Annotated in this window: 7 protein-coding genes; 3 read left to right on the forward strand and 4 right to left on the reverse strand. The window is 41.3% G+C overall.

The genetic code is table 11. From position 1 onward, the window contains the following. The first annotated feature begins 34 nt into the window (after nucleotides 1-34). From PN499_RS01870 to nirD, 3 genes are all read left to right on the forward strand, one after another. A complete protein-coding gene (locus PN499_RS01870; RefSeq protein WP_272029932.1) occupies nucleotides 35-823 on the forward strand; it encodes an ABC transporter permease in 789 nt (262 codons plus the stop codon). A 209-nt stretch (nucleotides 824-1,032) separates the two neighbouring features. Next, the gene (nirB, locus tag PN499_RS01875) at nucleotides 1,033-3,576 is read left to right on the forward strand and encodes a nitrite reductase large subunit NirB (protein WP_272029925.1); all 2,544 of its coding nucleotides are present in this window, start codon (nucleotides 1,033-1,035) and stop codon (nucleotides 3,574-3,576) included. Between the two features lie 111 nt (nucleotides 3,577-3,687). After that, complete coding sequence (gene nirD / locus PN499_RS01880) at nucleotides 3,688-4,062, forward strand: nitrite reductase small subunit NirD (protein WP_272029927.1); 375 nt, start codon at nucleotides 3,688-3,690, stop codon at nucleotides 4,060-4,062. Between the two features lie 204 nt (nucleotides 4,063-4,266). Here nirD and PN499_RS01885 read toward each other — a convergent pair whose 3' ends face one another. The 4 genes from PN499_RS01885 to PN499_RS01900 form a co-directional block, all read right to left on the reverse strand. After that, on the reverse strand, nucleotides 4,267-6,747 hold the full coding sequence (locus PN499_RS01885) for an NACHT domain-containing protein (RefSeq protein ID WP_272029928.1): 2,481 nt from the start codon (nucleotides 6,745-6,747) through the stop codon (nucleotides 4,267-4,269). A gap of 817 nt (nucleotides 6,748-7,564) precedes the next feature. Next, on the reverse strand, nucleotides 7,565-8,758 hold the full coding sequence (locus PN499_RS01890; protein ID WP_272029934.1) for a 4-hydroxy-3-methylbut-2-enyl diphosphate reductase: 1,194 nt from the start codon (nucleotides 8,756-8,758) through the stop codon (nucleotides 7,565-7,567). A 107-nt stretch (nucleotides 8,759-8,865) separates the two neighbouring features. Next, on the reverse strand, nucleotides 8,866-10,377 hold the full coding sequence (locus PN499_RS01895) for a mechanosensitive ion channel family protein (RefSeq protein ID WP_272029929.1): 1,512 nt from the start codon (nucleotides 10,375-10,377) through the stop codon (nucleotides 8,866-8,868). A 65-nt stretch (nucleotides 10,378-10,442) separates the two neighbouring features. Continuing rightward, nucleotides 10,443-12,677, reverse strand: a 2,235-nt coding sequence (locus PN499_RS01900; protein ID WP_272029930.1) for an adenylate/guanylate cyclase domain-containing protein, incomplete at its 5' end; no start/stop codon positions are given.

Below are 12,677 nucleotides of genomic sequence, written 5' to 3' on the forward strand. Positions count from 1 at the left end.
ACCAATTACCAATTACCAATTACCAATTACCAATATGACACGATTCATCAAAGTTGCTAAAACACTACTATTAACATACTACGCCTATATGCTCGAATATCGAGCTGAGTTATTGTTGTGGACTCTATCAGGTTCTTTGCCATTTATCTTGATGGGGATCTGGGTGAAGGCAGCTCAAAACGGCCAATTTAACCTACAACCAGTAGACTTTGCCCGTTATTTTTTAGCTGCTTTTATCGTCAGACAAACAAATGTAGTTTGGGTAATTTGGGAGTTTGAAAAAGAGGTAGTACAAGGAAAATTATCCCCGAAGTTATTGCAGCCTATAGATCCAGTTTGGCATCACTTTGCCGCTCACATTTCCGAAAGATTTGCACGTTTACCGTTTATATTTGGATTAATACTATTATTTTTTGCTCTGTATCCACAGTCTTTCTGGCTACCTAGTTTTGACAGAGTTTTACTATTTTTATTAGTAATATTTCTTGCCTTTTGTTTGCGCTTTCTGATTCAATACACTTTTGCGCTATTTGCTTTTTGGCTAGAAAGAGCAAGCGCGATAGAACAAGTTTGGTTTTTAGTTTATCTATTTCTTTCAGGAATTATTGCCCCTCTAGAAGTATTTCCTGAATCTGTCCGAAATCTGGTATTGTGGACACCGTTTCCCTATCTTGTCCATTTCCCCGCTTCAATTTTGATAGGATTGCCTGTGGATGTAGGACATGGGTTATTAGTAATGTTGGGTTGGGGTATAGTGTTTTTTGTGTGGAATCGTTGGTTATGGCGACAAGGTTTGAAACAGTATTCGGGAATGGGAGCATAATTTGGTAACGGCTTGATCTTGGTGGTAGCTTAAACATAGATCCTCAGCAATTTTACATTTTTTGGTCGAGGATCATGCAAAAATACAATCGGGATCATTCGATAACTGCATAAGTCATTAGCATTTGGTTACATAAGCTACAAAATAACCAGTGGATTCCTTATATCTCTAGTGGTGATGACTGAGATATAAGCATTAAAAAAATTCTAATGACAGCTAAAAAGCACCTCGTTGTTATCGGTAATGGCATGGTTGGTCATAAGTTCCTAGAGCTGATGGTCAGCAAAGGAGCGACGCAAGACTGGAACTTAATCACTTTCTGTGAAGAACCCCGTGTTGCCTACGATCGCGTCAATCTCAGCAGTTTCTTTTCGGGTAAAACTGCGGGAGATTTATCTCTAGTTGAACCAGGTTTTTATCAAGAGAATGGCATTCAGATTCATATCGGCGATAAAGCAATTTCTATCAACCGGGAACAGAAAACAGTCACTTCAGCTAATGGTTTAGAAGTTCCCTACGACAAAATTGTTTTAGCTACTGGTTCTTATCCATTTGTGCCGCCAATTAAGGGAAATAATGCTAACGGTACATTTGTATACCGGACAATTGAAGACCTTGAGGGAATGTCTGCTTACGCCAAAAACTGTAAAGTTGGGGTAGTAATTGGCGGCGGTTTATTAGGTTTGGAAGCGGCAAATGCGCTCAAAAATATGGGTTTAAAAACTCATGTAGTTGAGTTTGCCCCGCGACTGATGCCCGTGCAAATTGACGATGCTGGCGGTGCGATTCTCCGCAACAAAATAGAAGAACTAGGAGTTTCAGTTCACACTAATAAAGCTACCACTGAAATTGTCAGTGAAAATGGCAAAGTTACTAAGATGCTGTTTGCTGACGGTTCGGAGTTGGAAACAGATACAATCCTTTTTTCTGCGGGAATTCGCCCCCGCGATGAAATTGCTAGAAGTTGTGGGATTGAAGTAGGTGAACGCGGCGGAATTATCATTAATGATTATTGTCAAACCTCCGATCCTGACATTTATGCCATAGGAGAATGCGCCCTCTATCAAAATCGAATTTACGGTTTAGTTGCTCCTGGCTATACAATGGCAGGTGTGGCGGCTGATATTTTGAGTAAAAAGGCAGTCAGCACTTTTACGGGTGCTGATATGTCCACAAAACTCAAACTTTTGGGAGTGGATGTTGCTAGTTTTGGAGATGCTTTTGCTAAATCTGATGGTGCTAAAGAAATCGCTGTAATTGATAACATTCAAGGAGTCTATAAAAAGCTGGTTTTAAATCAGGATGGTAGTCTGCTTTTGGGTGGAATTCTGATCGGAGATGCCTCGGCTTACGGAACTCTACTGCAATTTGTACAGAATCAAATTACTTTACCTCCGCACCCAGAGGATTTGTTAATGCCTCCGCGAGAAGGCAAACCTGCTGTTGTGGGAATGGGTGTAGATAATTTACCTGATTCTGCCCAAATTTGCTCTTGCAATAATGTTAGTAAAGGTCAAATTTGTACAGCGATTCGCGAGGGTAATTTAACTGACGTTCCTAGCGTTAAAAAATGTACTAAGGCTGGTACTGGTTGCGGCGGTTGTGTGCCGTTGGTGACGGATATTCTTAAGCTGGAAATGAAGAAAGCGGGGCTAGTGGTGAAGAATCACCTCTGCGAACATTTCGCTTATTCTCGCCAAGAGCTCTATCATTTAGTCAGGACTCAAGAAATCAAAACTTTTGAGGATTTGATTGCTAAACATGGCAAGGGAATGGGTTGCGAAATTTGCAAGCCTGCTGTGAGCTCGATGCTGGCTTCTACTTGGAACGAGCATATTTTAGCCCAGTCTCACGTTAGCTTGCAAGATACAAATGATTACTATTTGGCAAATATTCAACGGGACGGTACTTATTCAGTAGTACCGCGAGTTCCGGGGGGAGAAATTATGCCAGATCAGCTTATTGTTTTAGGGGAAGTTGCCAAAGAATTTGGGCTTTACACTAAGATTACTGGCGGACAGCGGATAGATTTGTTTGGTGCTCGTGTGGATCAGTTGCCGCATATTTGGCGGAAGTTGATAGATGCAGGATTTGAGTCGGGACACGCTTACGGAAAGGCACTTCGGACTGTAAAATCTTGCGTGGGTAGCACTTGGTGTCGCTTTGGGGTGCAGGATTCTACGAGTTTGGCGATTGAGGTGGAATTGCGCTATCGGGGTTTGCGATCGCCTCATAAACTTAAGTCTGCTGTCTCTGGTTGTACTCGCGAATGTGCGGAAGCTCAAAGTAAGGATTTTGGGATAATTGCGACTGAAAAGGGCTGGAATTTGTATGTCTGCGGTAACGGTGGAATGAGGCCGCAGCACGCGGTTTTGTTAGCAGCAGATATTGACAAGGAAACGCTGATTAAATATCTGGATCGGTTCTTGATTTTCTATATTCGCACGGCGGATCGCCTGGAACGGACGGCAACTTGGTTCAATAAGTTGGAAGGGGGAATAGAATATTTACAGCAAGTAATTATTGAGGATTCTCTTGGTATTGGCGCTGAGTTGGAAGCGCAGATGGCGCACTTAGTTAGCACTTATCAATGTGAATGGAAGACGACGATCGAAGATCCGAATAAGGTGCAACGATTCCAGCATTTTGTAAATTCCGATCTGCCAGATCCGAGTATTGTCCGGGTTGAGGAACGGGGACAATTACGCCCTGCTTACGACTCTGAAAAAGCTCTGGTTGCGATTGCGGAATAAATGGTGATAGTTAGTTAACGGTTAACTGTTAACTGTTAACGGTTAACTGTTAACTGTTTAACTATCACAGAAATTATCAATGTTTACACGCTCAATAATTAGGAAAAGAAAATGGTTCAAGCAGTGCCAGTCCGCGATAATGTTACAACATGGGTAGATGTCTGTCCTCTGGCTGCGATCGCACCTAATACAGGAGTTTGTGCCTTGGTAGAAGGCGAACAGGTGGCAGTTTTTCGAGTGGGCAATGGGGCTGAGGTTTATGCGATCGCTAATTACGATCCGTTTAGTAAGGCGTTTGTTTTGTCGCGGGGAATTGTGGGCGATCGCAATGGTGTCCTCAAGGTGGCTTCACCGATTTATAAGCAAAACTTCAGCTTGCTGACGGGGCAGTGTTTAGATGATGAAACGGTGAAAATTCCTACTTTTACGGTGAGAGTTGTAGATAATATGGTGCAGGTAGCAGGGGAACATCCCCATGTTGCCTGAAGACCAACTTTGATCTCTCCCCTCCCCTACAGGATGCGGGGGCTGGGGGGTTAGGTGCTTTTCTCATTGTCGCGATGCGATCGCCATATAAGCAACAAAGAGCGCGGCCTTTGTATCAAGAAGTGAAGCGATCGCCAATTTTGCCAATATTACTACCATCCTGATGTTGGGTTTCACTTCCTTCCACCCAACTTACAGTATATTTTATGTAAATTTCGGATGACTACTAACTACTAACATCCGCTGCTCGATCGCTTCCCAAGTTGCACGATTGACTTGTACTGCTGCGCGATCGCACTGCACCATCAGACAATTAGCATACAAGTAATTGCCAAGGGCTTCTCTTTCTGCGGATGAAAGATTGACAATTTCTGGGCTAATATTAAAAGTTTTCAACCATGTTTTACGGAGACAATCGCGAAACTTGCGGTGTACTTCTAAAGGTTCATTATTCCCCGGCACCTTTACTTGTAATGCTTCTAATTCTGCAATGAATTGATTCCCATCTTTAGAAATTTGGAGTTTTTCATACTCGCGAGCGAGGATGCAGACGAGGGCTAAATCGCGAGTGCGATCGAGGGCTAAATCGCGGTTAGAATCTAGGGCAAAATTAAAATCCACGTCCAGAAAACGACCGCGAACTTTAACTACTGTCCCTGCTAATTCGCGGGTAAGTTCGTCAGCGAAGACGCGGGTACGAGCTAATCCTAATGTACCTGTTATGGTGCTAGCGAGGATGCGGGCGCGGGCTAAAATCAAACCGATATCAACTCCCAGTAGATGAGCTAGGTAACTGGCTAAAATGCGATCGCGACTCATTGTGAGCATGAAATCGCGGCTGAAGGTGAAATCGCCCGCAGTTTCTAAAGGCAATTCATAAATTGTTCCTACACCATCGCCCGCATCCTGTGTATAGGCAAAATCACCCCCGCTAATTAAAAGTGCAGTGGCGCGTTTAGCCGCAGGTATAATATTTTCCTCGGAATCGACTGTGATTTGATTGGCCCAAGTTAATAAGGCTTGTAATTTGGGAATTTTGATATATTTTTGTGCTTCTGTTTCTATCAGTAAGAGCAATTCGTCAGCTTTGCTACCCATCATCTCTGCTAATAACAAAAATACTGGTTGCCAACGCTCGTCTTGGAGATGATTGGTAACTAATTGCTGTATCTTAACATTTCTATCAATAAGAGTTAAGTTCTCACTATCATTTTCTGTGCTGGCGAGGGTGGTGAAGGCCTCTCCTTGGGACTGCGATTGCTGAGCAACTTTACGTTTTCCTCCCAGCGCTACGCCATCTTTAGGTACGTCTTGATAAATATATTGTGCTGTTAAATATTCTTGCATTGTCGGATGAAAAAAAGCCAGTAAATTAGGTTTTTTGCTAACTAGAATTCCCGGCTTAATTACCAGAGCATCTAAAACTAAATTTGCATCTAAATTTGGTTGCCTCTTTAAGTTACTGTTCAGAAAAGTTTTAACTTTATCTAGAAGTATTCGTCTTTCAAACAACAGCTTGTTAGACTCAAAACCGAGCGAGGCAATCTCGGAAAGTAAGTTACTAATTCCCTCCAAAATTAATGATTTTTCGCCATCGTTTAGCTGAAGCCGATGGTCGGATAATCCCGATTCTAGCAAGATCCGCCAAACTTGCTGATAGAGAGCTTGGCGGCTTTTAGGAAAGTTTTGACCTCGCTCATAAACCAGACATAGTAAAGACAAATATAAAGTATTTATTCCTAAATTTTTTGCCTGGGAATTTTCCGGCTTTTGCAGAGCTTCCCAGCAAGCTAGAGCATTGAAATTTAGCGATTCTGCATCGGAATGAAACCAATTACAAAGAAATCGCTCTAACTGATTTTCCTCAAAAGGCGAAATTAAAACATTCACAAATTTCGTTAAATTGTAGCGATATAAATCAGTTCTACAGGAAGCGATAAAACGATTTTTAGGATATTTCTCAACAAAGCTTTTAATTTGCCAAATGATAGTTTTTAATTGATTGTCTGGCACTTCGTTCAGACCATCTAGCAGAATCAGTAATTTACCTTTATTTAATGTTTTTGCTGTTAACCTATCTGCGAACGGAAAGTTACTATCGGCAAATTCTTCTAAGATAATTTTTTCTAGGTTTACCTTTCTAGCGCTTACTTCCTTAAGGTCGATGAAAACTGGAATATATGTAGAGTTGCCGATTTTGCCAAGTTTTTCCCCCTTAAGCGCCTCTAGTGCTATTTGCCGCAAAAATATAGATTTCCCCGAACCCGGTTCACCTAATACCATCAGATATTGATTTTGGTTTACAGCTTCTATTCCTTCTAGCTTATTATTATAAATAAACTGCCAGCGGCGCACTTGACTTTGATTATAGATAGTTTCTAATTTTTCCAGCGATTCGCAGCGGTGAATATCAGATTCGCGCCAAACTTGAAGGGGGATATAAACTGATTCTAATGGGATTGTTTCGGACTTTCCTAAAATTCTCAAAAGGCCGTAGCGTTCGACATATTTGCAAACATATTCTTCAGCAGCGTGATTTATAGATTTTTGGGTTCTTGTTTTCAGAGTTTGGCCAACTATGGCTAAATTCCTAAACAATTTACCTTTGTTTTCTAAAAGTGTTTCGCTGGCAATGTTGGCTATATTGATGGTGGCACTAGCGATTAAGGGTTCAAATCCGAGCATGGGTTACGGATGAGTTATTCAACATATAGCTAGGGACTAGGGAAAGGAGGAACTAGAATCAAGGTTTTGCCTTGCATTTCGGCAAGCTCAACTACCGCGTGGCACCTGAAGAAGGAAGGGCGGTTCCTGAGTTTTGCCGAAGAGTTCAGCCAAACGGTTTCAGGGACTCAAAATGTCCTAACCTCCTTGGCGGTTGCTGTATATAAATAGCGGTTTGCAGTTGAGACCAATCAAGCCCTTCCATTGGGGTAAAGGGGGTAAGAGTCAAAGCCTCTGTCATAAAAGGAGAGACGTTTGGAGAGAGGTCAGAGTTTATTACATACAAATGAGAAGGGCGATATCTCTAGGTTAGCGTTTCCTTTGCGGGAATGTCATTATTTTAATTTTCACAGCTAGCAACATCCACAATTCTAAATAGAAGTCCGATGGCAGCCGGAAGAAGGAAGAATGCTTATAGAACAAGCTTTTTAACCATCCGTATTTTAGGTTGAATTTAAGTGGATTTACTTATTTCTTCCTAGGTAGTTGCGGATATTCTTACTGATGTTTCTTTGCATAAGTGATTCTGGCGAGCTTAATTCTAAGTAAATTCACTGAGACTGAGCCGATAGCCAAGTACCTACCTGAAAAAGAGGCGTTTGACAGCTACGCTGCCATGCTTCCTCTAGCTTGGCAAGAGCTAAATCAGGCAAAACTTGCGACTGGGAAATTTGAAAATTAGCTATTAACCGCTAATAGCTAATAGCTAACAGCTAATAGCTAACAGCTAACAGCTAACAGTTAACAGTTAACAGTTAACAGTTAACAGTTAACAAATTTACGCTTTCGTCTCGAAAATCCGCTTGATTGCATCCTCAACAACCTTATCCGGTGTGGAAGCTCCCGAAGTTACACCCACCACAATTTTACCAGCAGGCAACCAGTTATCGGCAATCGCTAAATCACTTCCTAAAGGCTTGTGTTCAATCCGATTATTTGTGAGAATCCGCTCAGCAGCATCAATGTGGTAAGAAGGAAGTTTGCGCTCGACGGCCATCTCTTGTAAATGCGTAGTATTAGAAGAATTGAAGCCGCCAATAACGAGCATTAAATCTAGCTTTTCTTCTACCAAGCTAAACATCGCATCTTGCCGCTCTTGAGTTGCATCGCAGATAGTATTAAAACTCTGGAAATGTTCATTCAACTTATCCGGCCCATACTTCCGCATCATCGTTTTTTCAAACAACTTGCCAATCTGCTCAGTTTCGCTCTTCAGCATAGTAGTCTGGTTAGCAATCCCAACTTGTTCCAAGTCCATATCTGGGTCAAAACCAGCCGAACAAGCTTTGCTAAATTTTGCTAAAAACTCGTCGCGATCGCCCCCATTGAGGATATAATTGCTGACATATTCAGCCTCGCGTAAATTCAGCACAATTAGATATTTTCCAGCAAAAGAACTGGTGGCAACTGTTTCCTCGTGATTGTATTTACCATGAATAATGGAAGTGCAAACTTTTTTCTTGTGTTTCTCAACTGTATTCCAAACCTTAGAAACCCAAGGGCAAGTTGTATCTACAATTTTGCAGCCTTTATCATTTAATGTCTGCATTTCTTGCACGCTGGCACCAAAAGCTGGTAAAATTACAACATCACCCGGATCTACAACTGAAAAATTTTTTTCACTTTTCTCAACAGGAATAAACTCCACTTGCATATCCAGTAAATGCTGATTTACTGAGGGATTGTGAATAATTTCATTAGTAATCCAGATGCGTTCTGTGGGAAAATGTTGGCGTGTCTCGTAGGCGATCGCCACTGCCCTTTCCACACCCCAACAGAAACCAAAAGCCTGAGCTAGGCGGATCGTCACATCGCCTCGTTGCAGCGTGTAGTTATTCTCGCGAATTTGCTGAATCAGACTGCTTTGGTAGGCAGACTGCATCACCTCAGCGACTTCATCCTCGTGCCCAAAACCCTTGCGGTGGTAATTCTCCGACTGTTGGAGCGATCGCTTAAAAGCTTTAGTATCCATGCGGCATTCATCCCAAATCCAGGTTAACTCTCTTTGATTGTAAAACGCTTGGGCTACCAGCAAAAGGCATTCGCTCACAACCTGCCCGTTTTTAGAGCGGGGAGAGGTCAAGTTAACCTTGTATGCTTAAAGGATTTCTTCGAGTTATTCAACTCAGATGACGATGAAGCTGAATTTAAGCGATCGCTAGCCTGATGTGCTTGTTCGATTCTCTTTTTCCTTTCTTCAATAAACTGGTTGATCTGTCTAGCAAAGCGAGCGCTACCAGCCATCAGAGTTGCGATCGCTTCCCGCTCAAAAACCAACACCGTTAAATCTTGAGTCACCACTCCCGTAACCTGACTATTTTCGCCAGGTAAAAGAGCAGTTTCACCAAAGAAATCTTCCCGCGATAGGTGAATGACTTCCTGTTGAGAGCCATACAAATCTGTTACTAAAAGTTTGATTGCACCTTCCTCAATAATATAAAAACCTGGATCGGGTATTCCTTCAGAAATTACTTCGTCGCCCAAACCATAAAATTGTAAAATCGCAACATCAGCTAATTTAGCGATCGCCTCCGACTCTAGAAAGGCAAAAAAAGGCAAAGATTGTAAAAATATTGCTATTTCTTGCACTCGTTCCTCCCGTTGGGGAGTACGAATCCTAACGTGCTGTAAAGTGCGAATTGGGAAAGGAATCGTTAAACCATTGCGCTTAGCGGCATAGAAAATTCTAGTTCTAAAGTCATTACGAATCTCTTCGACATTTTGGAAATCATCAATAAAATATTTGACCTCATAAGTAATCGCAAAATCATCATAAGACATAGTAAAAACATCTGGAGCAGGATCGGATAAAATCCCCTTAGTTGCGATTGCCGCGCTTTTGATGACCCGCTGCACAAAATTAGGGGCATCGTCGTAAGAAAATCCAATTTTAAATCGTTCCCCATGTACGCGATCGCCACTGTGATAGTTGAAAATATTCTGCTGATCTAGCACACCATTGGGAACGATTAGCAGTTCTCGATTCAGGGTTCTCAGACGCACAGATCGCCAGTTTAAGTCTACAACTTGCCCCTCAATATCTCCAAAGCGAATCCAATCTCCAACTTTAAAAGGACTATCAAATAGTAATAAAAAACCAGACACGAGATTGCTCAATGTACTTTGTAATGCCAGAGCAATGACGACAGAACCAACTCCCAAAGCCGCAGCAATATTACTTAAATCCACTTGCCATAGAGAGCTGAGTATATATGTGGTGATACCTAGAAAAAATAGAATCCGAATAATTTGTAAAAACAGTCGGGGAACCTTGAATAAATGCCAAGAAGTCGGGTTTTGTTCTGTAGTTAACAAAATTCCCAAAAGCAAAATCCCAGCAAAAATCACACCTAGCCAAATCAGCGTCTCTAATAACCGTAAGAAAATAGAGTCATGAGGGAAACCGAGAAACTGATTCATCACCAGCCAGATTGCCAAGCAAGGAAAAACAAAGCTCCGCAGGCTATTTAAAAATCTTACCAGCCGGATATTTCCTCGCGGCTCTAATCGAGAAATTACTTCTCCCAAGATAACTATTAATAATGGGAATCCCAGGATAAATATTAAGGCTTTCAACCACAGTAAGCTCATTGATTAATCTCTTATAAGTAGAAGAAAGAAGGTAGAAACTAGAAGCTAGAAATAAGATTATATCACTACTTAACTTCCTTAACTACAACTGCATATTTATTACGATCGTGAGCTTCAGAAGCAGAATTTAATAAATTTCGGCTCAATACCCAAGTTGGCACCTGACCAATTTCTACTAACTCAATTTCCTCGGCTGGCTGAAAGATATACAAATCGCGAACTCTTTCATGGACTTCATTCGGTATGCGAATAGTGTTAGGTGCAGCCATACGATTGAGTTGAGAAGCAGTTGCCAAACCTTCACCCCAAATATAGTAGCTAAAACTTTTAGCCTCGATAACTGCCCCCATAATCTTACCTGCATCAATACCAATACGAAGTTTAAGATTGAGATTATATTTATTGTTAAATGCTTGCAAAATATCCAGCATCTCTAGTCCCAATTCGACAACTCGTTTCGTATGATCCAGACGAGGTGTTGCCAACCCACAAACAGCAAAGTAAAGTTCGCCAATCCGAGTTATACCTAACACATCAAGCTGTTGAGCCGCAGCATCAAACCCATTAATCATTTCATTTAATAAGCTGGCTACCTCGGAAACTCCTCGCCCAGTAGATAATTCATTTATACCTTCTAGACTTGCGACTAATATCGTTGCTTGTTCAGTTTCATCTGTAATTCCTTCCTCCCCTGTTTTCCAGCGTTGTGCAACTGTGCTGGGAAGAATATTTAAAAGTAACTCCTCATTTTCACGCTGCCTTTGTTCCGCTAATATTGTTTGATCTTGGAGGCTGCGAATCATTTCATTAAAGGTTTTTACCAGATGACTTAACTCATCTTGAGTAGTAGATTGTAGTTCAGCATCTTCTAATTTTCCGCGCATGATCTGGCGAGAGTCTTGGATCAAAATTTCAATCGGCTTAACAAAGTTATTGGCAGCAATTAAAGAAATTAAGGTGACAAATAATACTAAGACTACTGCGAGAATGATAATATAGTTTTGCAAGTTATTTAGAGGCTCGTAGGCTTCAGCTAGATCGATCTCGGAAAGCACTACCCAGTTGATTCCTTTGATTTTTAGAGGAGCGTAAGAACTCAGTACGGGAATTTGTCGGTAATCGTTAATAATCTCAGTGCCTTGTTTACCTTGAAGTGCCTTTTTTGAACCTTTTGTTTCGACTCTTTGAAGCAAAATTGAAGTTTTTAGTTGTTCAATTGTCTGAATTATACGTTCCGGCGTACCACCGGAACGTAGCGCCTGGTAATAATTTATAGGATCTTCAATTAAAAATCGAGAGATAGAGCGCATTAAGTAATCAGAACCTACTAAGTAAGTCTCGCCTGTTTTACCTAAACCTTCCCGCTCCCAACCTCGATTTCCTGTTAAAATACTATTAATTTCATCGACTGGTAATTGTACTGCTAGGATGCCAACCAGTTGCGTTTCCTGATAGATAGGAACAGCCATAAAAGCAGCAGGAGCACCGTAGGAGGGGCGATAGCTAGCAAAATCAACAATCTGAACGGTACCGGGGTCTGGATTCTGCTTTACTGCTGCTACTACACTAGCCAAGTTGCTTTGGGAATATGGCCCGCTTTGAAGATTGCTTGTAAAGTCTGTTTCTTTATAAACTGAGTAGACAATTTCTTCAGTTTCAGGATTGATTAAAAATAGATCGTAATAGCCAAATTTTTTAATTAGATTGCGTAGGATTTTGTGGTATTTGCTATGAATTGCGCTATATTCACTCCCATCTGTGGCCCCCATAAGTTCGTCTTTTTTACCGACAGGATGGGAATTATTGGCGATGTAATGATATTGCAAATATTGGGCAACTTCAGTTTTAGGAGCATAGAGTTCAAAAACGGGTGTACCTTCAATATTTTTAGATAGTCTAGGAAAAAACTCTTTGGTATAATAACGTTGAATTGATTGCTTCCAAGTAGGATAAATTGTTAGCGTTGATTGATTTAGCTGCTGAAAAGCTTGATTAAAATCCACCATTGCTGTCACAATCATTCGATCCTCGGAAAGGGTTTCAATTTGATTGTGAATATATTGAAAGTAAGATTCAATTTGAGCAGCTTTTGCAGCTCGCACGCTAGTCAGTTGGCTAAAAATGCGTTGGGTGAGAATGCTCTTAGCTCTGTTCCATGTCAAAATACCAACAACAGCAGTTGAACCTAAAGTAACTACCAGAAGGGCAATTGTCAGCTTTGATTTAATTCTCAGTTGTCTAAATCCTAACAAAGTCAATCCTCCTTTATAGGATCGGAGAATTAAAGAAGGGGCTAGGGG

Source organism: Kamptonema animale CS-326 (assembly GCF_028330895.1).
GTDB classification, from domain to species: domain Bacteria; phylum Cyanobacteriota; class Cyanobacteriia; order Cyanobacteriales; family Microcoleaceae; genus Kamptonema; species Kamptonema formosum.

Coding starts and splice junctions, on each gene's coding strand:
- PN499_RS01870 (WP_272029932.1), top strand. CDS start 35: ATGACACGATTCATCAAAGTTGCTAAAACACTACTATTAACATACTAC.
- PN499_RS01890 (WP_272029934.1), bottom strand. CDS start 8,758: ATGGATACTAAAGCTTTTAAGCGATCGCTCCAACAGTCGGAGAATTAC.
- nirB (WP_272029925.1), top strand. CDS start 1,033: ATGACAGCTAAAAAGCACCTCGTTGTTATCGGTAATGGCATGGTTGGT.
- nirD (WP_272029927.1), top strand. CDS start 3,688: ATGGTTCAAGCAGTGCCAGTCCGCGATAATGTTACAACATGGGTAGAT.
- PN499_RS01895 (WP_272029929.1), bottom strand. CDS start 10,377: ATGAGCTTACTGTGGTTGAAAGCCTTAATATTTATCCTGGGATTCCCA.
- PN499_RS01885 (WP_272029928.1), bottom strand. CDS start 6,747: ATGCTCGGATTTGAACCCTTAATCGCTAGTGCCACCATCAATATAGCC.